Below are 19,389 nucleotides of genomic sequence, written 5' to 3'. Positions count from 1 at the left end.
TGCAGGTACAGCATTCAGCAGTCAGCACTCAGCCGTCAGCAAGCGGAGCGGAGCAATGAAAAGCGAGCGTGGGAGAGGAATCGCGGTCGAGATGGTGGCGACACTACTGTTTGCGTCGCTGGCGACGTCGCAGGCGCAGGCGGGCTGGAAGCCGGAACTGATGCCGCGGGAGCGGGAAGTGGCGCTGGCGCTGAGCGCGGGTCCGGCGCACTTCGCGGAAGAAGCCGGCGTGTACGTGCTGGAGAAGAACGGGTACGTGAAGATCCGCGAGAGCAAGAACGGCTTCCACTGCTTCGTGGGGCGCTCGGTGCCGGGAAGCCAGGAGCCCGAATGCTACGACGCCGAGGGCAGCGAGACGCGCCTGCCGGTTGCGTTCTACGAAGCCGAATTGCGCATGCAGGGGAAGAACCGCAAGGAAATCGAGCAGGCGGTGGCTGAGGGTTACGCCAGCGGGAGGTTCCGCGCGCCGCGGCGACCGGGGATCGTGTACATGCTGTCGAAGGAGAACCTGCTGCCCATCGACGAAGAGGGCAAGACCGTGCTCCCGTATCGTCCGCACCTGATGTTCTACGCGCCGTATCTGACCAATGCGGATATCGGGGCGAAGGCGGGGCCGGGAGCGCCGGCCTTCGTGCTCGACGAAGGCAAGCCGGGAGCGCTGATCATCGTGCCAGTGCCGGTGGAAGAGGCTGGGAGTAGAGCCGGGGAGAGTCAGAGCAACGGTGGAGCAAGCGGCGGCTCTGCCACTAGTTGTGGCAATGCGGGCGAGTCCGGTTCGGCCCCGGAAAAATCGAAGCGGCTGATTCGCTTGTCGCATCCGATAGGAAATACGCAATCCAACTTTCAAGGAGAATGAACTCATGGCAGGCAAAGTAAAAGCGATTCCCGATGGCTACCACAGCATCACGCCGTACCTGGTGGTGCGCGGCGCAGCGAAAGCAATCGATTACTACCAGCGTGCGTTCGGCGCGAAGGAGCGGCTGCGGATGGACGGACCGGGCGGCTCGATCGCGCATGCCGAGATCGACATCGGCGATTCGGTACTGATGCTGAGCGACGAGAACCCGCAGCAGGGAGCAGTGTCGCCGGAGGCGCTGAAGGGGTCTCCGGTCAGCGTCTTCCTGTACGTGGAGGACGTGGACAAGACCTTCGCCAACGCCGTGAAGGCCGGAGCCAAGGCGGTGATGCCACCCGAGGACATGTTCTGGGGCGACCGCTTCGGCAAGCTGGTGGATCCGTTCGGGCACAACTGGGCGCTGGCGACGCACAAGGAAGACGTCTCGCCGGAAGAGATGCAGCGGCGGATGGAGCAGATGTTTGCCCAAGCGACCAAGTAGGCCGTTGCGGACCGGTGGATGGATTCATGGAATCACTGAATCCATGAACCTCGCGTCCGTCGCCGTGCGGGACAAGGTCGTATGAAATTGCGTACCGTGCGCTGTGACGCTTCCGCAGAAGTGGACGCGCTGGTCACAAAAGGCAACGTAAGTTGTTGGTGACGCGTGGTGGCGGGTTCGGTGCGTGGATTGCAGCAGTAAACAGTCAAAACAGATAAGGGAGGCGCGACCGCGGGCGAGAGACCCTTCGCTCCGCCCGGGATTGCGGCGCGCCTCCGTTGTATCCCTCGACAGGGCGCCGGCGGGCGCCCTATTTTCTTGGAGTACCGAGTTGCGGATCCGCTGCGTTTTTCGCTTCCCACGGACGCGCCGAAAAGCACGACGCGAACGTGGGGCACGGCCTTTTTCTTTGAGCGGCTGGTTGTGAGTCGCGAGTACCGAGTGAGGCCGGTCCGGAAGGGAACTCGGTCATCTTTTTAGTGGCGGTTTGCATCTCTTGGAGGAGGGCTTGCGCTCGGGGCGGGGTGAGGGTAGTATCAGGATTGTCCTCACGGTCAGCCGGGCGCGCCCGACGGCACTCCGCGCCACACGGCAACAGCGCGCAGACGGACGAGAGAATCAACGAGCGACATCCAGACCGGAGCGGAAATGCTCCGGACGGAAACAGGTGAGTTCCCCCGGTATTCGAGGGTTTCCGCGAACACAGCCTGCGTAACGCCACGAGGCGGAACGTACCGACACAGCCAGCCGGCGCCTGGGACGCCGGCCCAACCGAAGACCAACCAGAGAGTGTGATGCAACACGGACCGAATCAACCATCGCGTCCGGGGCGCAACCGGCGGCGTCGCCGGGGCGGGCGTCCGGGACAGGGCGGACATCAACGCCCGGCAGCCTTCACCGGTCCCATGGACCACAGCTACCGCAACCCACAAGGGCAGGGCAACAGCCACCGCTTCCGCGGCGGCTATCAGCCGCAGCGCTTCCACCAGGAACCGGCGGTGGAACCGCTGGCGCTGCCCGCCGATGCGCCGACGCGGATCGTGGCGGCCATCGACGACCTGTTCTTCATCGCCAAGGTGCAGGAGACGGCGCGCAAGCTGAACGTGAAGGTGGACTTCGTCAAGAGCGACAAGGAGCTGCTGGAGCGGGTGCAGAGCAACGGCGCCGAGACGCCGTCGCTGATCATCCTGGACCTGAACAGCGTGGCGGCCAAGCCGCTTTCCACCATTCCCAAGCTGAAGTCGAAGCTGAAAGGGACGTCGGTGATCGGCTTCCTTTCGCACGTGCAGGGCGACCTGAAGCTGAAGGCGCAACAAGCGGGATGCGACGCAGTGATGCCGCGCTCAGCGTTCTCGCAGAACCTGCCGCAGTTGCTCCGGCGGCACGGAGCGCCGGAAGAGCAGAGCTTCGACTAGCGCCGTTCCCACCCTGTCGCTCCAAGCCCAGTCGCGACAAGGGTGGGGCAGCCCACGTTCCCGCTGATCATCGCTATACACGCCGACGGGCTCCCGCTCGTCCGCCGCATGGACTCACTCAGGCCCGCTAGACGGCTCAACCCGGAGGCCAGTGCAAGCCGCGGCCTCCGAGCAGATGCAAGTGCAGGTGGAAGACGGACTGACCGGCACGCGGTCCGACGTTGTACACGGTGCGGTAGCCGTCTTCGATCTGGCGCTGGCGCGCGATGTGGGCGGCGGCGAGGTCACAGCGTCCCAGCAGCTCGGCGTCCTCGGGCTGCGCTTCTTTCAACCCCCGGATGTGCTTCTTGGGCACGACGAGCACGTGCGTAGGCGCCTGCGGATTGATGTCCTCGAAGGCATAGACGTGCTGGTCCTCGTACACCTTCTTCGAGGGAATCTGGCCGGCGATGATTCTGCAGAAAAGACAGTCGGACATGGAAGTTCTCAGTTCCCAGTTCTCAGTCAGCATCGAGTTCCCGAAACCAGAAGGATACAGCCAGTTCGTCAACTGAGAACTGAGAACTGAGAAGAACTGAACTAATCCAAACGCACCAGGAAGGTCTGTCCCTGGGAGGGCTGAGCGTGGTGGGCGACCTCGAGAGCCTGCTTGCGGTCGTCGTCGGGGACGCGCACGCGGACCCACCATTTTCCGACCGGGCTGACGAAGGCCAGGACGCGCGAGTCGGGATAGCGGCGGGCGAGCTTGTCCTTGAGCTTGACGGCGCCGTCTTCATCGTCGAAGGCGCCGATCTGCACCGCCCAGCGGCCGCCCTTGAACAGCGGGGACGGCGTCTGCAGGACCTCGACCTTCACCGGGGCGACGCCGGGCCGGTAGACGTCGACTTCCTTGGCGGCGGCGAGCGAGAGATCGATGATGCGGCGCTCGACAAACGGCCCGCGGTCGGTGATGCGCACCAGGGTGGAGCGGCGCGTCTCGAGATTGGTGACGCGCACGATGCTGCCCAGCGGCAACGTGCGATGCGCGGCGGTAGCGGCATGCATGTCATAGACGGAGCCGTCCGACGCGCGGCGGTTGTGATACGGACCTCCGTACCAGCTCGCAAGGCCGGTCTCCACGTAGATGGGTTTTGCGTCCTTGGGAACGGTGATCGTCGCAGACGAGGACGAGGATGCCGGCGGGGGCGGCGGAACCGGGGCGCGCGTGGTGCGCTTGGCGCCGCAGCCGGCCAGCAGAAGGGTGGCGGCAAGCAGCAGGGCCGCAACCAGACGGCGGTTCAGCGGCGGTTGCGATCCATGTAGTCGGCCAACTCGAGAAGTTTCTGTGCCGCCGTGCGCAGACCCTGGCTGGACTGCGTCCGAACCTTGGGCACCACCTCGTTGTTGAGATAGTTGACGATCTCGCCCAGTTCGCGGCCCACCTTGCGGCCCACTTCCTCCAGCGAATCCGGAGCGGAGGCAGGCTTCTGTGCGTTCTCCACGGAGATACACCTCGATGAATTGCGGATGCCAGGCGGGACGATTATCGCGTTCCGGGCAGGGAGGGTCAACGGTTGAGAACCAGAAGAAGCACTCAGCAGGCCCATCCGCCAAGGGCCAATGTCCAAGAGCCAAGTGCGGGAAGCTAGGTGCAGAGCGAGGCAGCAAAGTCGCGCAGGCGACGGAAGTACTCCGCGCCGGCGACGAAGAACAGGTCGTTGTGCCCGGCACCTTCGACCCACCAGGAGCGCTTCGGCGGGTTGGCGGTCTCGAAGAGGGTCTGGCCATGCTCGAACGGGATGGTGGAGTCCTTCGTGCCGTGAATGACGAACACCGGACAACGCACGTGGCGCAGCCGGTCGATGCTGCGGTAACGATCGATGGGGAAGATAGGATGGCGCGCCAGCATGCGCCGGCCGGAGACGAAGGTGCTCTCGAGAACCAGTCCGGCGACCGGCCGGGCGGAAGCCACATGCACGGCCGACGCGCCGCCGAGCGAGCGTCCGAGAAGCAGGACGCGTTCGGGCGCAACGCGCAGCTCGCGCGTGAGGTAATCGTAGACATCCTCACTGTCGCTATAGAAGGTGGCCTCCGAGGGCCGGCCTTCGCTGGTGCCGTAACCGCGGTAATCCCAGGCGAGCACGGCGAAGCCGGCGTCATGCAGGGCTTGGAGAAAAGAATCGTTGTGGCCGATGTCCTCCGCGTTGCCGTGCGTGAACAGAACGGTGAAGCGCGCTTGCGGATTGGGAAGGTAGATAGCCGAGAGGCGGGTGCCGTCGCGCGCGGAGATCTTCAGGATGTGCTGGTCATCACGGTAGCTCGACGGAGGCGGGAAGTAGACGAGCGTGTCGCCGAAGAACCACAGATAGGCCAGCACAGCGCCGTAGACGGCCGCGAGCGTAAGAAGGAGGTTGAGCATCTTCTGCAGGAGAGAAGTTTCAGGCACGGCAACTCCGCAGGGCAAAGTTAAAAAGGCGAGGGGAAAAAGGCAAAGGAAAAGCGCGGACGGCGGGGTTAGGTGGAGACGTTGCTTGCAACGTCTCAGGGAGACGCAGCAAGCTGCGTCTCTACGGTAAGGAGCGTTTAGGAATGTTGGCGACCGCCTTCTCTTCCGAGAGCCGCTGGATATGGCGCAGCACGCGCAAGTGGATGCGGTGGATGGCGAAGTCGGCCCATTGCTTCCAGTAGCTGGCGGGCCATACGCGATGACGATACCAGGTGGTGCCCTCGAGGCGGGTGCGGCCGCCGGGCAGTTCGATGAGGTGGAACTCGCCCCGTTGCACCTCGAGGAATCCGTGCAGATGCGCGGGGTCGACCTGCTCGTAAGGAGTCCACTCTTCCATGGGCGCCGGCTGCGCGGTGACGCGGAAGGCCAGGCGACGGGGTGCGTCCCAGATCTCGATGGGCTCGACGAAGGCGCCGGTGGAGAACTGGCAGTGGCGCACCGCGCCCGGCCCGCTGCCGTAGATCACGGCGCGCGTGGGATAGGCGACCCCGGCCCGGAACAGCCACTCCGTCGGCGGCGGCAACTGCGCGAAGGCGACCACGTTCTGCCACACTACCGCGGGCGGCGCGTTCACTTCGACCACGCTTTCGACGGCAAAGACCGGCGGCTCGAGCGGTCGCGCATGCTCCAGTCCCATGAGTCCCGGCACTGCCAGGACCAGCATGGCGAGAGTGGCCGGAGCAGGCTGCGGATGTGACGGGCGCCGCTGCATCACGTAGCCGACCGCGCCGCCGATCCAGGCCAGCGGCACGGCCAGCGGCACGGCCATCAGGATGCAGACCAGGCCTTCGATGGCGGCCGCCATCAGCAACACGCCGACCAGCGCTACGGCCAGGGTGGAGATGCCGATGCAGCCGGGGAATCCGCGCGGCGCATGGTAGCCATAGAGCAGCACCGCAGCCAGACCGATGGCAAAAGGCAAGCCGACGAACAGTCCCCAGCCGTAGTCGTTGAAGACGTTGGTGCTCAGCAGCAGCACCCCGAGCGATAACGGGACCACGAGCAGCACCGCCATGGTTGCGCTACCCAGCGCAGAGCGCGGTATGAGTCGGTCAAGCAGCCGGCTGTGCGGCGGCAAGGCGCGCGCCACTTCCGCGCGCGCGGGGATCACGGCCATCAGCAGGAAGAAGAGCAGGTTCAGGAAGGGGGCGAAGAATAGCACCACCAGCCACTCCGGCAGCCCGGCCGAGCGCAGGCGCTTGAGCGTCATCCCGACTCCCACGTAGATAAAGGGCAGCGAGATCGCGACCATCGTGGCGAAGAACACGGCTTCCTCGCGGGGCAGCGAGGTGACGTGCAGCGCCTGTCCCGGCGGAATGTAGTAATTGAAAATGCCCCATTCCTTGTGAAAGACCCAGGAGGCGACGATGCGGTCGAGGTTGTGCTTGATGGCGAATCCGACTACGCCGACCAGGGTGTAGGTGCCACGGTCGACCGTGCCTTGCCAGCGGAAGAGGTCAGGAAGCTTCATGGGCGTTTCCGTGTGATGGTTGTACCGTGCACTTGCCGGGTGCGCAAGGAATCTCGGATTGAATGATTTTTGAAGATTTTGAAGGATTCGGCGAGTCGAGACTGCCATCCCTCGCTCGCGCTCCCGCCGTTCAGTCGTCCGCCACGGCGGACTCCCTTCGTCGCCGAAGCGCGGCTCGGGATGGCAGCGGGGGTGAGAGAGGCGCAGGCGTCGGCACGACTGAAGTCGTGCCTTGATACGTGGCCTATCAGCGAGCAACCTACACTCTCGCGAGGAATCTACGACCACAGGAATCCCGCCTCCGCCACGGCGGACTCCCTCGGGCAATGGGAGCGCGGCTCGGGATGGCAGCGTCGGTGATGGGGCCGAGACGGTGTCGTGCCTACGGCACTCAATGGCGCTTTTGCTATCGCTACCCGGCACTGACGTGCCGGGCTATCGAGTTGCCGTCCCTTCGGGACTCGGCGTGAGCTGGCACGAAACGAGGCCATCAACTTTCTGGTGAAAGCCGAGCAACCATCAAGTGGTACGCTTGCGTGCAACCTGCGATTTCTGAGGTGTAGGGATTCTTCGGTTGCCGCGGCGGACTCGGGATGACAAGACCAAAACGACAACAGGGAACGGCAACGGGACCGGCGCGAACGGGGGAGCCTACTGCACGGAGGAACCGGGCTTGGCTTCCAGTTTTTCGCGCACGGCTTGGTAGAAGGTCCAGATGTTGTCGGGCTCGCCTTCGGTGAGGCGCCGGTAGATCTTGATGGAAGGAAACAGCTTGGCGGAGCCGATGGTGAGGGTAAGGGTGGCGAACAGGGCGCCGGGATAGGTCTCGACGCTCCACTCGCCGCCCCAGCGCCGGCGCACGACTTCGCCCAGGTAGCCGCCCCAGAGCTTGCACATCATCTCCATCTGGTCGGGGGGCGGAGCGACGGCCTCGGCGGACGATACGCCCGGCGGGCCTCCGCGCAACTCGTCGTGCAAGCGGGCGAGGATGAACTCCACGCGCTCGAGGCTCTGTTCACTGTAGTCGAGCTCGACCTGGAACTCGCGGGCGATATCGACGGCGCCCTGCGCGAAGTCCTGAGCCATCTCGGTGATGGTGGCGTATTCCATCGTCAGGAAGCGATCATCGACGGATTGTACTGCGCCTTGGTGCGCGCCAGGCCGGCCTGCAGTTCGTGCTGGAGGGTTTCCTGCATGGCGGCGAGCGCGGCGGTGGGCGTGGCGTACTCGCCCTCCATCTGCATCAGGCCTGCATCAGCCAACCCCTGTGCCAGTTGCAACAGTCTCTCCGCGGGAAGGTTCACGTAGCTGGCATCGTGCGGATCGGCGAGCCAGACTTTGGGAGCGCCCAGGCGGACCGCAAGCCAGTACACCTTGCGACGCAGCAGCCCGACCACGTCCTCTTCTTTCTGCGTGGGGAAGCGGATCTTCTTTTCGCGGAAGGCGTAGTAGCGGGACGAAACCTCGACCGGCTGCAGCTTGGCCGACTTCAGGAACTCGAGCTGGCCGTTGTCCACCGTCTTGCGGATGGCGTTGATGACCAGAGATTCCGCGTGGACGGGCTCGAGCGACGGCAGCTCTCCGGCCAAGGTAAGCGTCAGGTTGGCGGAAACCTGGGCGCGCAGGCCGCTCCCGTCCTCCAACTGGACATCGCCGTGGAGTACGTAGAAGTCAGCTCCGGAGGTGGCACGGTGGAACGGCCACCGCAGCTCGATGCGCAAGGGAATGCCGTGCAGGGTGACAAACAGGTTGGGATGCGGATGGGACATTCAGGTATCAGGTCTCAGGTGTCAGGATAGCAAATTCCTTAGCGACGAGCGGCAGCGGTCTGCTAGAATGCGCGCGTCCCGGATGACGCCGCCTGGAAGCAGGTTTTCTTGTTGATTCCGAAGGGGTTAGCAGACAAAAACCAGCGCACCGTTCAATGCACAAGCCCGCCACTGAGCCGCGATTTCTCACCTTTCCGGGGTTTCTTGGTGGGCGACGGCGCAAGTCCCTGTAGCCTGAAGGATTAATGACGCGGGAGGACTGTGCTTCCGCGCCAGCAAGGAACCGGTGGGCGCACAAACTCGGTAGGGAGAAACGCACACGATGAAGCCGATCAAGTTCGTCGAATTCGGGTTGACCGTAGCCGCCAAGGGCGGCTGGAAAGTGTACGACTGGCTGAACCAGTACCGCCCGAATCCCTCCTTCACGCCCAAGTGGTCGGAGAAGCCCATCCTGAAGTCCTACCAGAAGACCAAGCCGCCGCTGGGCTGGCCGCGCACCACGGATTCGCTGTGCCCGCGCTGCGTGCCGGAGATCCGCCAGCAGATCCTGGACGGCAAGCTGCCGCACGAAGTGCTGCTCAACGAGCGGGTGGGCGAGATCAAGGCGCAAATCGTCGAGCGCGACGGCAAGATCTGGATGATCAAGGACTGCCCCAAGCACGGCCACTTCGAGGACATCATGTCCATCGATACGGCGTTCTACCGGCACCTGGAGGAGATGTTCCCGGGACGCGACATGCGCGCGCACGCCGACGAGCATCTGCATCGTCACGGCTCTTCGACCATCAAGCACGGGCGGGGCGCGGTGCTGACCGTGGACCTGACCAACCGCTGCAACATGATGTGCGACCCCTGCTTCATGGACGCCAACCAGGTGGGCTTTGTGCATGAGCTGACCTGGGAAGAGATCAAGACGGTGCTGGACAACGCCATCTCACTGAAGCCCAAGCGGCAGATGTCGGTGCAGTTCTCCGGCGGCGAGCCCACGCTCTCGCCTTACTTCCTGGATGCGGTGCGTTACGCGCGCAAAGTGGGCTACAACAGCGTGCAGGCGGCCACCAACGGGATCGAGTTCGCCAAGAGCTACGAGTTCTGCGAGCAGGCGGCCGACGCCGGCTTGCGCTACGCCTACCTGCAGTTCGACGGCATCGGCAACGCCGCCAATGCGCACCGCAAGGTGGGCAACCTGTTCGACGTGAAACTGCGCGCCATCGAAAACCTGGTGAAAGCCGGCGTGGAGATCGTGCCCGTCACCACCATCATCAACGGCATCAACAACGAGCAGGTGGGCAAGCTGGTGCAGTTCGCGCTGGAGAACCCGAAGGTCATCTCTTTCCTGTCGTTCCAGCCGGTCAGCTTTACCGGCCGCGACGAGGCCATCACCGACGAGCGGCGCATGGCGCAGCGCTACACCCTCAGCCACCTGGCGCACGACGTGAAGAACCAGACCGGGCTGGGCGAACCGGCGCGCGACTGGTTCCCCATCAGCTTCCTTTCGACGTTCTCCGACTGGGCCGACCTGGTGCACGGGCCGGAAGCCAACTGGGGCCAGATGAGCTGCGGCTGCCACCCCAACTGCGGGGTGGGCATGGCCATCATGGTGGACAAGGAGACCAAGGAAGCGGCGCCGCTGACTTCGTTCCTGAACGTGGACCAGCTGGCCAAGGACGTGGGCCGCATCACCGATGCCGGCCGCGGCCGCGGGTTGTCGCTGCTGGGTATGGCGCTGGCGGTGATGCGCAACTACAACCCGTTCAAGACCACGACCCACTTCACGATCTTCGACCTGCTGATGAAGTTCGACAAGGGCTTCGGCGCCACCAAGAAGGCGCAGCAGGGCAAGAAGTACGGCAACGTCTCCGGCGAGCGCACCAGGGAGGACATCGAGAAGCGGCGCAAGGACCGCTGGAACATCCTGTTCGTCGCCGGCATGTGGTTCCAGGACCTGTTCAACTACGACTTCCGCCGCACCGAGCAGTGCATCATCCCCTATGCCACGCAGGAGGGGGAGATCAGCTTCTGCGCCTACAACACCGGCATCGGCTGGCGCAACATCATCGAGAAGATGCACATGACCGCCACCCTCACCCGGTGGTACGAAGAGCATGGGCGGCATGAGATCTTCGCCGGCGGAAAGAAAGTGAACCTGGAAACCACCGAACAGCAGTTGCTGCGGCTCAACCAGGAGCACGTCAACGCGGAAGAGCAGCACGACCTGGATCGGCTGGGCATCGCCAAGAACGCCCGCGAGGAAAAACTCCGCGCTCGCGCCGCCAAGCTGCGCGAAGAAGAAGAGAACGCGCGCATGGCCAGGCTCTATCGCCAGGTGGTCCTGAAAGAGCAGGCTCCGGAGACGAACGGCTTCGTGCCGCTCAACTCTCTGGCTGCCAAACCTGCCGCTCAGCCAGCGGAGTCGGCGGAACCGGTGCGGGAACAGGAAGAGGTGTACGGCGACTAGATCGCGTCTTGTCGGAAGGCCGCCCCCCGCGGGCGGCCTTTCTTTTTTCCCGCATTCGCGGAGTAGAATCTCGCCCATGCCGAAAGCCTCCGCTCTGCTGCTTGTCGTTTTCCTGCTCGACGGCTGCACCATGTGGAAGGAGAAACAGTCGCCCACCTGGAGCAGTGCGACGGGCGCCGAGCAGTTCGAGCGCCTGCTGTGGCAGGAAATCAAGGCCCGCAACTGGCCGGAGGTGGAGAAACGCCTGGGCGCCAACCTGGTGGTGGTGACGCCCAACGGCAAACGCGACCGCGCCGCCCACATGGAATATCTCAAGGGTTTGGAAATTACCGACTACTCGATCGGCGAGATGGAGGTCACTCCCAATGGCGATGACATGGTGCTCACCTACACCATGACCATGCAGGGCACCCTCAAGGGACAGCCGATGGGAGCAGCGACGCGGCAGATGCTGTCGGTGTGGCAGCAGGTGGGGACGAACTGGATTGCGGTCGTGCAGGTCTGGATGCCGGTGACTCCGGAAGGTCAGCAACGGAAGTAACCTTCCAAAAATGTAACGAAATGTAACAGAATCACTATGCGCTCGCCAATGTCCAAGAGGCCGGCACGGAGGCCAAGTTCATGTTTACCAAGGACATGATGGGACATGGGGGCAGAGTGGAAGCTGGGATGCAGTAGTGCTAACATCGCGGCCAGTTCCGGCCGACAGCCGGGGCGGAACGCGCTGCGCCCGGAAGAGGGCGCGCCGAAGGACTTGCCGATGAAGAAGAGCGAGTTTCGCAAACGATCGGGCGGTTTTTCGCTGGTTGAGCTGCTGATCGTGGTGGTGGTCATGCTGGTGGTGGCGGCGATTGCTGCGCCCAATATCATGCAGGCGGTGGCCAACTTCCGGCTGCGTTCAGCGGCCACGGCGCAGGCCCAGATGGTGCAGCGGGTGCGCATGAAGGCGCTGAGCAACAACCGCATCGAGAAGCTGGGCTTCACCTGGAACTGGATCGGCGGCAGCAGCTACTACGTGTCCACTTTCGTGGAGGAGCATCCGGCCAACTGGACCGTGGACGCCAATGAGCGCGACCTGGTGGCGCAGATGCCGCTCGGCATGTGGATGGGCTGGGGACCCGACACCACCACCATGCAATTGGATTTCGTGCCGCAGAACGAGTGGTGGAGAATGGGGTTCGATGGCCAGGGGAACCCCTGCGTATGGGACTTCAACGGGGGTTGCAGCGTGGCGTTCGGCGGCCAGCAGCGCGTGGGCTTCGTCTATTACCTCTATCAGACCAACACCTGGAATCCGACCGGCTACGCGGCCGTGACCATTTCGCCCAGCGGACGCGTGCGCACCTGGATCTGGAGCGGGAACCGCTGGCAGTAGGAGGCGCTATGCGAGCGAGCAGACGTCCGGTTGAAGAGCCGCGCGAAGCGGGCATGTCGCTGATCGAGCTGATGATCGCCATGGTGGTGATGACGGTGGGGTTCATGGCCACCATGATCCTGATCTCGACCGCCATCGCCAGCAACAACCGCAACAAGCTGGACACCACCGCCACGGCGCTTTCGCAGATGGTCACCGAGACGGCGGCGGCGCAATCGGTGGTGGTGGGCGCGCCCATCAGCGTAGTGGACTGCAGGCCGGCTTCGGCCGGTGGGCCGCAGACCTGGACCATCGCCACCGCCGTGGGTCCGAATCCGGGCGACCAGGCGGGAGCCAACGTGGACAACAGCACCGGCAGCATCGACTTCACGCAGCTCTACGCCAGCGTTCCGGTGGGCTACAAGATGGAGTTCGTGGCCTGCGGCGCCGGCGGTACGCAGGCCACCTACGACGTGCGCTGGAACATCCGGCGCATCAGCGCCTTCTCCAAGCTGGTGACGGTGTCGGCGCGGCAGATCGGGGCGCGCGCAGGCGGGCCGCAGCAGCTGCAGTATTTCGCGCGCCCGGTGACCCTGCGCACTATCGCAGGCTTTTAGCGAGGCACATACCATGGCACACCATCGGGCAAGCAACGAGCGAGGCTTCTCGCTGATCGAGCTGTTGACCGTCATCGCCATCCTGAGCATCGTCATGGGCGTGGTCTTCCGCGAGATTATCCGGGTGCAGCAGCGATTCCGCACCGAGGAAGCCAAGCTGGACGTGTTCCAGGAGGCGCGCAACTTCATGGACCGCTTCGTGCGCGACCTGCACCAGGCCGGGTATCCTGGGCTGAAGATGTACGAGCCCGGCGCCATCACGCTCAACCCCAAGATCAACGACCGCCGGGTGGCGGCCGGGCTGGTGTCGGTGAGCAACAGCGACATCGTCTTTGAAGCGGATGTGGACGGCGATGGCCAGGTGGACAGCATCCGCTACACGCTGGCGACCGGTCCCGGCGGCACCTGTCCGTGCACGATCCGCCGCAGCCAGGTGATCAAGATCCACGGGACCTCACCCTTGAGCCAGCCCACCAGCTATTTCGGCATGGTGGGCAACATCGTGAACAGCGGAGGCTCCGGCGGGACCGGCCCCAATGGCTCGCGTTCCATTTGCTTTCCCAACCCGCTGGGCGGAGCCTGTTCCTCCACCAGCCCCTACGCGTCGGCCACGGGAGTGACCAGCATCTCCAACGACACGGTCTATGGCCCCTACATGACGCAGCCCGTCTTCCAGGCGTTTGACCGTAACGGGTTTGCGGTCACGCTGCCCGTCGACATCAACACCAATCCCACGGCCCTCAAGAACATCCGTACCATCCGGGTAACCATGAATGTGCTGGCGGCGACGCCCGATCCGCAGACGCTGATGCGTCCCGCAGTCTCGCTCACGGCTTCCGCCCGGCTACAGAACTAGGGAGAACTGTCATGAAACCGCATCGTAGTGAGGGGGAACGGGGCGTGGCGCTGCTGATGGCGCTGTTCGCCATGATGCTGCTTTCGGCTATCGCAATCGGGCTGATGTACATGTCCGACACCGAGACCAGCATTAATCTCAACTACCGGGAGCAGCAGCGCGCCTTCTTTGCCGCCCAGGCGGGCCTGGCGGAGGTGCGCGAGCGCATGACCGTCAGCAACACCGGCGCTCACCGGATCACCGGGCCGGCCGGGCTGCCGCCGATGGCCGGTTCGGTCATCTATGTGACCAATCCCGCCACGGGAGAGACGGTAACGCCCAACGTGCCGGGCAGCCGCTACTTCGACACCCAGCTCTGCCATGAGAACCTGTCCGGCCTGGGCATGACCAACCCGGGTCCCGGCAAGCAGTGCACCACGGCCGCCTCCTCGCCGGGCGTGTACGCGCCGTTCCTGGCCAGCGACGCGCCTTTCAACAGCAGCGCCGCCGCGCTGGAGTACAAGTGGGTGCGCATCACCGCCAAGGCCAACCGCACCGGCGATCCGTACTACGTGGATGGGGGCGCGAACGCCGGTACCTATGACACGCAGGTCTGTTTTGACGGCCTGAACGAAAAAGTGCTGCCGGCCGGATACGCGACCTGCTCTTCGGACCCGCCGCCGCCGCAATTCATGTACATGCGCCCGGTGTACGTGCTGACCGCGCTGGCGGTCACGCGCACCGGCGCGCGCCGCATGGTGCAGATGGAAGTGGCGGAACAGCCGCCCATGATCACCAACGCCGCCGTGGATTCGCAGGACCACGTCAGCCTGAGCGGACAACTCACAGTGAATGGCTACGACCAGTGCTCGTGCCTATGTACCACGACGGTCGTGAAAGGAGTGAAAAAGACCGATTGTGTGGATCGCCCCGGAAAGATCTGTGACAAGAGCAAATGGGCCATCTACTCGTCGCAGACGGTGGACAATCCGAATTCATCGGAGACTGTCATTGCAGGTCCCGATCCGCCCATCGCGCAGAACCAGCCCTGGTTCTACGACATCCCGTCCATGGTCGAGACCTTCGGCGGCAATCCTACCGCGGTGAACGTGACTGGCCCGCCATACAACTATACTTGTTCCGGCTCGCCTGCCGATTGCGGCACGCACCCAGACCAGCAGTTTGGCGGCTTGCCCAGTCCTTTTCCTCCGGCTGACCCCAGCAACCCGATCGGGGTGGTCAACCAGATCACGTACGTTCCCGGCGATCTCAAGCTGACCAACGCGGCTTCCGGAGCGGGCATCTTAGTGGTGGATGGCGACCTGGAGATCAACGGCGGCCTGCAGTTCTACGGCTTGATCCTGGTGAAAGGCGTGGTGGCCTTCACAGGCGGCGGCGCGAACCCTACCAACATCGTAGGGGCGGTGCTGGCCGGCCAGCAGTCGCTGGACAATACCGTACTGGGCGGCAGCGCCGTGATCAATTACGACCTGTGCGCGCTGCAACAGAAGCAGGCGCCGCAACCACCGACGATCATCGCCTACCGCGAGGTCCATTATTAGGAGGTCATGATGATTCTTCCCCGATTGACTCGCACGCTACTGGCCGCACTGGCGTGCCTGGCGTTGTGCTTCCCGGCCCTGGCCCAGAACCAGGACCAGCCGTCGCTGGGCGAGCTGGCGCGACGCAACAAGGAAAAGAAGGCGCAGCAGGACGCCACGAAGTCCAAGAAGGTGTATGGCTCGGAGGACCTGCCCAAGGCGCCTCCGGGCTCGGAGTCGGCAGCGCAAGCAACTGCGGCAGCGCCAGCGGGCTCCAGCGCCGGAGCGGCTACCGAGGCGCCCGCGGGGTCTGAGGCGGCAGCGACGAAACCCGAGGGCGAAGCCGCAGCTCCTTCTCCCGAGGCTGAGGAAGCCAAGGCGGCCCTGGAGAGGGCCAAGGCCGACGAAGCCGCGGTCCAGAAGAACATCGAGAAGCTGGAAAAACAACTGGAGACCGAGACCAGCGAGTTCCGCCGCAATCTCTACCAGGAATCGCTGCAACGCTCCAAAGAGAACCTGGCCGCCTATCGCGCCAAGCGCGAGGAAGCCGAGAAGGCCGCGGCCGCGGCTGGCTCCGGCAAGAAGCCGGAAGGAGAAGCACCACCGCAGTAGTGCAGTTTGTACTTGAAACGCAGGCCGGCCTGGTGCCGGCCTTCTTGTTTGATTGTTACATGCCGGCGCGCGGCTCAGGCATACTGTGCGTCTATGGCCCGCCCCCCTGTCCGCGTCGTGCCTCGCCTGCGCGCCCAGCTGCTGGCCTGGTATGACCGGAACCGGCGCGACCTGCCCTGGCGGCGTGCGCGCCACCCGTATCGCGTCTGGGTTTCCGAGATCATGCTGCAACAGACGCGCGTGGCTGTGGTGCAGGAGCGCTACCGTGACTTCCTGCGGCGCTTCCCTAATCTGCGCGCCCTGGCAGCGGCGCGGAGGGCGGATGTACTGGCCGCCTGGAGCGGCCTGGGTTACTACCGTCGGGCGCGCACGATGCACCGCGCCGCGCGCCTGCTGGTGCGCGAGCGTGGCGGGCGCTTCCCGCGCTCGGCGGCGGAACTACGCGCGCTTCCCGGCATCGGGCGCTACACGGCTGCCGCCATCGCCAGCATCGCTTTCGGCGAGCCCGCCGCCGTGGTGGACGGCAACGTAGAACGCGTGTTGCGCCGCCTGCTGGGCGCTCCCGGCAAGGGCGCCCATGCCTCCCTCTGGGAGGCCGCGGGAGAACTCATTTCCCAGCACCGTCCCGGCGACTTCAACCAGGCGATGATGGAGCTGGGCGCCACGGTGTGCCTGCCGCGAGTGCCGCTCTGTGCCGCGTGTCCGCTGGCGGCCTGGTGCCGGACGCGGGGCGCGCTGGAGCCGGCGCCGCGGCTGCGCCGCCGGAAGAGGCAGATCGCGTACGGCCTGGCCGTCACCCCACGGGCCGTCTACCTGATGCGGCGTCCCGAACGGGCATCCCTGATGCCGGGAATGTGGGAACTCCCGGAAATTGCGCAGAACCAAGCCGCTGTGCCGGCGGTCCTGGCCATGCTGCGCCATGCCATCACCAGCACCGACTACACCGTGCGCGTGGTGGCGCTCGATGGAACGCGCCCTGGAGGCGGGCGCTGGATCCCGCGCTCGCGTCTGGCCTCGCTCCCCCTCACCGGCCTGACCCGCAAGATCCTCCGAAACACAGGCCTGCTCGAAAGCTGAAGCCGCAGACGGTTCGGCGTCATCGAACTAAAATAGTCAGGGAGGCTGCAAAATGGGTTCGATTGGCAAGGGAAAGCCGGCGCCGGAGATCTCGCTGCCGGGCATGAATGGCGACCGCTTCTCGCTGGCGGAGGCGCGCCAGCGCGGCCCCGTGCTGGCGGCGTTCTTCAAGGTTTCCTGCCCCACCTGCCAGTACACTTTCCCCTTCCTCGAGCGGCTCTATCAAGCCTACCCGAGCGACAAGGTAACCGTGGTCGGCATCTCGCAGAACCCGCGCGAGGAGACAGCGCAGTTTGCCGAGAAGTTCGGCATCACTTTCCCTCTCTATCTCGACGACACCCGCACGTACCCGGTCTCAAACTCCTATGGTCTCACCAACGTGCCTTCGCTGTTCTTTATCTCGCCGGAGGGCAGGGTGGAACAGGTCACGGTAGGCTGGCTGCGCTCGGAGATCGACGAACTGAACAAGCGGCTGGCCGCAGCCGCCGCCGTCCCCAAAGCGCAGGTGTTCGCGCCCGGGGAAGAAGTCGTCGACTACATGGCCGGTTGAGGGTCGAAGAACTGACCCGCGGTCCGCGGGTCCCGCCCGAAACCAACACAAACCACGCCGGGGCATCGCATAGAATAGAAGGTTCATCTCACGATTGAGGTTCCCCCTGATGCGCATGTTGAAGGTCGTTGTGTTCACCCTTCTGCTCTTGGTCCCGGCGGTCGGGGCTTTCCCTCAGAGCCAGCGCTCGAAGCGCAAGGCTATGGGCGCGGAACGCGACCCTTCTCCCGCCGTGGCCCGCGCGGTGAAGGCCATTGACGCGGAGAAGATCCGAGCCCACGTCCGCTACCTCGCCGACGACCGCCTGCAGGGGCGCGGCACCGGCCAGCCCGGCGGCGACCTTGCGGCCAGGTACATCGCCGAGCAGTTCGCCGCCTACGGTCTGAAGCCCGCCGGCGACCAGGGCACGTTCATGCAGCGCGTCCCGCTGGTGGGCCTGACCACCGAGCCGCAGACCACCTTCGCCATCGTTCCGGCCTCCGGCGCGGAGATGAAGCTCACCATGCTCGACGACTACGTCATCATGGACCAGACGCAAGTGACCGAATCCCACATCGACGCGCCCGTGGTCTTCGTGGGCTACGGCGTCTCCGCCCCTGAGTTCGGATGGGACGACTACAAGGGCGCCGACCTCAAGGGCAAAGTGCTGCTCATGCTGGTGAACGAACCGCCTTCTGAGGATCCCAGATTTTTCAAAGGGCCGGCGCTCACCTATTACGGACGCTGGACGTACAAGTTCGAGGAGGCGGCGCGCCGCGGCGCCGTGGGCGCCATCCTCATCCACAAGACCGACATGGCCAGCTACGGCTGGGACGTGGTGCGCAACTCCTGGTCCGGGGAGCGCTCCGACCTGAAAGCCAGCGGTCCCAAGCTCAAGGCGGCTTCCTGGATCCAGTTGGACGTGGCGCGCAAGGCGCTGGCCGCCGCCGGCAAGAACGTGGATGAACTCATGCAGCAGGCCCGCGCGCGCAGCTTCCGTCCCATCGAGTTGCCGCTGCGCCTGAAGGCGCACGTCCTGACCAAGGTGCGCAGCTTCGAATCGAGCAACGTGATTGCGAAGCTCGAGGGCTCCGATGCCACGTACCGCAACCAGGCCGTCATCTACACCGCGCATTACGACCACCTGGGCATTCGTCCCGGCATGGCGGGCGATAACATCTTCAACGGCGCCGTGGATAACGCCAGCGGCTGCGCCGTCCTGCTGGAAATGGCGCGCGTGTTCGCGGAGGCCTCCGAGCGCCCGCGGCGCTCCATCCTCTTCGCCGCCGTCACCGCCGAGGAGCAGGGACTGCTGGGCTCCGAATACCTGGGCAAGCATCCGCCCATCCCCGCCGCCCGCATCGTGCTGAACCTGAACTTCGACGGCATCCCGCCGCGCGGCGAGCCCGAGCAGGTCGAGGTCTCGGGTTCCGAGCGCACCACGTTCTATCCCGTGGTCAAGTCCACGGCGGAGAGCTTCGGCCTGGAGATCGTGCCCGATTCCAATCCCTCCGCCGGCTATTACTATCGCTCCGACCACTTCAGCCTGGCCCGCGTCGGTGTGCCCGGGTTCTCAGTCGAAGCCGGCCTCAAGTACAAGGGAAAGACCCTGGAATGGGGACGCCAGCAGCGCGACGAGTACACCGCCAAGCGCTACCACCAGCCCGGCGACGAGTACCGGGAGGACATGGACTTCGCCACGCTGCAAACCCTGGCCCGCTTCGGCTTCACCCTGGGCTGGAAAGCGGCTTTGCTGCGCCAGGGCGTCGAGTGGCTGCCCGGCGACGAGTTCGAGGCCGCCCGCAAGGCCAGCCGCAAGGCCTTAGCCGCCCCGTGAGGCAGTCCTTTCAGATGACCAGATGACCCGAGGACTCTTGTGGTAGATTGCT

At 64.7% G+C, this 19,389-nt stretch carries 20 protein-coding genes; 13 read left to right on the top strand and 7 right to left on the bottom strand.

What is annotated here, in order from left to right:
* Nucleotides 1-55: 55 nt before the first annotated feature.
* The 3 genes from VNK82_02405 to VNK82_02395 all read left to right on the top strand — a co-directional run bounded on the left by VNK82_02405 (nucleotide 56) and on the right by VNK82_02395 (nucleotide 2,752).
* Complete coding sequence (locus VNK82_02405; GenBank protein ID HXE89793.1) at nucleotides 56-856, top strand: hypothetical protein; 801 nt, start codon at nucleotides 56-58, stop codon at nucleotides 854-856.
* 4 nt (nucleotides 857-860) lie between these two features.
* Nucleotides 861-1,337 (top strand): VOC family protein, encoded by a 477-nt coding sequence (locus VNK82_02400; GenBank protein HXE89792.1) that lies wholly within the window; start codon nucleotides 861-863, stop codon nucleotides 1,335-1,337.
* Nucleotides 1,338-2,131: 794 nt separating this feature from the next.
* Nucleotides 2,132-2,752 carry a response regulator gene (locus VNK82_02395; protein HXE89791.1) on the top strand — a complete coding sequence of 207 codons (621 nt, stop codon included), beginning with the start codon at nucleotides 2,132-2,134 and terminating at the stop codon, nucleotides 2,750-2,752.
* A 136-nt stretch (nucleotides 2,753-2,888) separates the two neighbouring features.
* On the opposite strand, the gene VNK82_02390 is transcribed toward VNK82_02395, so the two are convergent.
* The 7 genes from VNK82_02390 to VNK82_02360 form a co-directional block, all read right to left on the bottom strand.
* Nucleotides 2,889-3,230: a histidine triad nucleotide-binding protein gene (locus VNK82_02390; protein ID HXE89790.1), complete on the bottom strand. Its 342-nt coding sequence runs from the start codon at nucleotides 3,228-3,230 to the stop codon at nucleotides 2,889-2,891.
* A 101-nt stretch (nucleotides 3,231-3,331) separates the two neighbouring features.
* Entirely contained in the window at nucleotides 3,332-3,871 is a 540-nt protein-coding gene (locus tag VNK82_02385; GenBank protein ID HXE89789.1) for a septal ring lytic transglycosylase RlpA family protein, read from the bottom strand.
* Nucleotides 3,872-4,029: 158 nt separating this feature from the next.
* Entirely contained in the window at nucleotides 4,030-4,233 is a 204-nt protein-coding gene (locus VNK82_02380) for a hypothetical protein (GenBank protein ID HXE89788.1), read from the bottom strand.
* 143 nt (nucleotides 4,234-4,376) lie between these two features.
* Nucleotides 4,377-5,177 carry an alpha/beta hydrolase gene (locus VNK82_02375; GenBank protein HXE89787.1) on the bottom strand — a complete coding sequence of 267 codons (801 nt, stop codon included), beginning with the start codon at nucleotides 5,175-5,177 and terminating at the stop codon, nucleotides 4,377-4,379.
* Nucleotides 5,178-5,298: 121 nt separating this feature from the next.
* Nucleotides 5,299-6,708 (bottom strand): hypothetical protein, encoded by a 1,410-nt coding sequence (locus tag VNK82_02370; GenBank protein ID HXE89786.1) that lies wholly within the window; start codon nucleotides 6,706-6,708, stop codon nucleotides 5,299-5,301.
* A gap of 651 nt (nucleotides 6,709-7,359) precedes the next feature.
* A complete protein-coding gene (locus tag VNK82_02365; protein ID HXE89785.1) occupies nucleotides 7,360-7,818 on the bottom strand; it encodes a hypothetical protein in 459 nt (152 codons plus the stop codon).
* Between the two features lie 2 nt (nucleotides 7,819-7,820).
* On the bottom strand, nucleotides 7,821-8,477 hold the full coding sequence (locus VNK82_02360; GenBank protein ID HXE89784.1) for a hypothetical protein: 657 nt from the start codon (nucleotides 8,475-8,477) through the stop codon (nucleotides 7,821-7,823).
* 322 nt (nucleotides 8,478-8,799) lie between these two features.
* On the opposite strand from VNK82_02360, the gene VNK82_02355 reads away from it, so the two are divergent.
* The 10 genes from VNK82_02355 (at nucleotide 8,800) to VNK82_02310 (ending at nucleotide 19,337) form a co-directional block, all read left to right on the top strand.
* On the top strand, nucleotides 8,800-10,935 hold the full coding sequence (locus VNK82_02355; GenBank protein HXE89783.1) for a radical SAM protein: 2,136 nt from the start codon (nucleotides 8,800-8,802) through the stop codon (nucleotides 10,933-10,935).
* A 76-nt stretch (nucleotides 10,936-11,011) separates the two neighbouring features.
* Nucleotides 11,012-11,476, top strand: coding sequence for a nuclear transport factor 2 family protein (locus VNK82_02350; protein ID HXE89782.1), 465 nt, complete (start codon nucleotides 11,012-11,014; stop codon nucleotides 11,474-11,476).
* A 219-nt stretch (nucleotides 11,477-11,695) separates the two neighbouring features.
* Nucleotides 11,696-12,310 carry a prepilin-type N-terminal cleavage/methylation domain-containing protein gene (locus VNK82_02345; GenBank protein HXE89781.1) on the top strand — a complete coding sequence of 205 codons (615 nt, stop codon included), beginning with the start codon at nucleotides 11,696-11,698 and terminating at the stop codon, nucleotides 12,308-12,310.
* A gap of 8 nt (nucleotides 12,311-12,318) precedes the next feature.
* Nucleotides 12,319-12,906 carry a prepilin-type N-terminal cleavage/methylation domain-containing protein gene (locus tag VNK82_02340; protein HXE89780.1) on the top strand — a complete coding sequence of 196 codons (588 nt, stop codon included), beginning with the start codon at nucleotides 12,319-12,321 and terminating at the stop codon, nucleotides 12,904-12,906.
* A 13-nt stretch (nucleotides 12,907-12,919) separates the two neighbouring features.
* Nucleotides 12,920-13,762: a type II secretion system protein gene (locus VNK82_02335; GenBank protein HXE89779.1), complete on the top strand. Its 843-nt coding sequence runs from the start codon at nucleotides 12,920-12,922 to the stop codon at nucleotides 13,760-13,762.
* An 11-nt stretch (nucleotides 13,763-13,773) separates the two neighbouring features.
* Nucleotides 13,774-15,303: a pilus assembly PilX N-terminal domain-containing protein gene (locus VNK82_02330; GenBank protein ID HXE89778.1), complete on the top strand. Its 1,530-nt coding sequence runs from the start codon at nucleotides 13,774-13,776 to the stop codon at nucleotides 15,301-15,303.
* 6 nt (nucleotides 15,304-15,309) lie between these two features.
* Nucleotides 15,310-15,894 carry a hypothetical protein gene (locus tag VNK82_02325; protein HXE89777.1) on the top strand — a complete coding sequence of 195 codons (585 nt, stop codon included), beginning with the start codon at nucleotides 15,310-15,312 and terminating at the stop codon, nucleotides 15,892-15,894.
* Between the two features lie 93 nt (nucleotides 15,895-15,987).
* A complete protein-coding gene (locus VNK82_02320; GenBank protein ID HXE89776.1) occupies nucleotides 15,988-16,971 on the top strand; it encodes an A/G-specific adenine glycosylase in 984 nt (327 codons plus the stop codon).
* A gap of 52 nt (nucleotides 16,972-17,023) precedes the next feature.
* Nucleotides 17,024-17,521, top strand: coding sequence for a TlpA disulfide reductase family protein (locus VNK82_02315; GenBank protein ID HXE89775.1), 498 nt, complete (start codon nucleotides 17,024-17,026; stop codon nucleotides 17,519-17,521).
* Nucleotides 17,522-17,636: 115 nt separating this feature from the next.
* Nucleotides 17,637-19,337: a M28 family peptidase gene (locus tag VNK82_02310; GenBank protein HXE89774.1), complete on the top strand. Its 1,701-nt coding sequence runs from the start codon at nucleotides 17,637-17,639 to the stop codon at nucleotides 19,335-19,337.
* The last annotated feature ends 52 nt before the right edge of the window (nucleotides 19,338-19,389 follow it).

It is taken from the genome of Terriglobales bacterium, assembly GCA_035573675.1.
Classification (GTDB): domain Bacteria; phylum Acidobacteriota; class Terriglobia; order Terriglobales; family Acidobacteriaceae; genus DATMAB01.
Note: the sequence above shows the minus strand (reverse complement) of the source record. Positions and strands in the feature narration are given on the sequence as shown.

What these genes read in the sequence shown, in the direction of transcription:
- VNK82_02405 (HXE89793.1), top strand. Translation starts at nt 56, where the DNA reads ATGAAAAGCGAGCGTGGGAGAGGAATCGCGGTCGAGATGGTGGCGACA.
- VNK82_02400 (HXE89792.1), top strand. Translation starts at nt 861, where the DNA reads ATGGCAGGCAAAGTAAAAGCGATTCCCGATGGCTACCACAGCATCACG.
- VNK82_02395 (HXE89791.1), top strand. Translation starts at nt 2,132, where the DNA reads ATGCAACACGGACCGAATCAACCATCGCGTCCGGGGCGCAACCGGCGG.
- VNK82_02390 (HXE89790.1), bottom strand. Translation starts at nt 3,230, where the DNA reads ATGTCCGACTGTCTTTTCTGCAGAATCATCGCCGGCCAGATTCCCTCG.
- VNK82_02370 (HXE89786.1), bottom strand. Translation starts at nt 6,708, where the DNA reads ATGAAGCTTCCTGACCTCTTCCGCTGGCAAGGCACGGTCGACCGTGGC.
- VNK82_02365 (HXE89785.1), bottom strand. Translation starts at nt 7,818, where the DNA reads ATGGAATACGCCACCATCACCGAGATGGCTCAGGACTTCGCGCAGGGC.
- VNK82_02360 (HXE89784.1), bottom strand. Translation starts at nt 8,477, where the DNA reads ATGTCCCATCCGCATCCCAACCTGTTTGTCACCCTGCACGGCATTCCC.
- VNK82_02355 (HXE89783.1), top strand. Translation starts at nt 8,800, where the DNA reads ATGAAGCCGATCAAGTTCGTCGAATTCGGGTTGACCGTAGCCGCCAAG.
- VNK82_02350 (HXE89782.1), top strand. Translation starts at nt 11,012, where the DNA reads ATGCCGAAAGCCTCCGCTCTGCTGCTTGTCGTTTTCCTGCTCGACGGC.
- VNK82_02345 (HXE89781.1), top strand. Translation starts at nt 11,696, where the DNA reads ATGAAGAAGAGCGAGTTTCGCAAACGATCGGGCGGTTTTTCGCTGGTT.
- VNK82_02340 (HXE89780.1), top strand. Translation starts at nt 12,319, where the DNA reads ATGCGAGCGAGCAGACGTCCGGTTGAAGAGCCGCGCGAAGCGGGCATG.
- VNK82_02335 (HXE89779.1), top strand. Translation starts at nt 12,920, where the DNA reads ATGGCACACCATCGGGCAAGCAACGAGCGAGGCTTCTCGCTGATCGAG.
- VNK82_02330 (HXE89778.1), top strand. Translation starts at nt 13,774, where the DNA reads ATGAAACCGCATCGTAGTGAGGGGGAACGGGGCGTGGCGCTGCTGATG.
- VNK82_02325 (HXE89777.1), top strand. Translation starts at nt 15,310, where the DNA reads ATGATGATTCTTCCCCGATTGACTCGCACGCTACTGGCCGCACTGGCG.
- VNK82_02320 (HXE89776.1), top strand. Translation starts at nt 15,988, where the DNA reads ATGGCCCGCCCCCCTGTCCGCGTCGTGCCTCGCCTGCGCGCCCAGCTG.
- VNK82_02315 (HXE89775.1), top strand. Translation starts at nt 17,024, where the DNA reads ATGGGTTCGATTGGCAAGGGAAAGCCGGCGCCGGAGATCTCGCTGCCG.
- VNK82_02310 (HXE89774.1), top strand. Translation starts at nt 17,637, where the DNA reads ATGTTGAAGGTCGTTGTGTTCACCCTTCTGCTCTTGGTCCCGGCGGTC.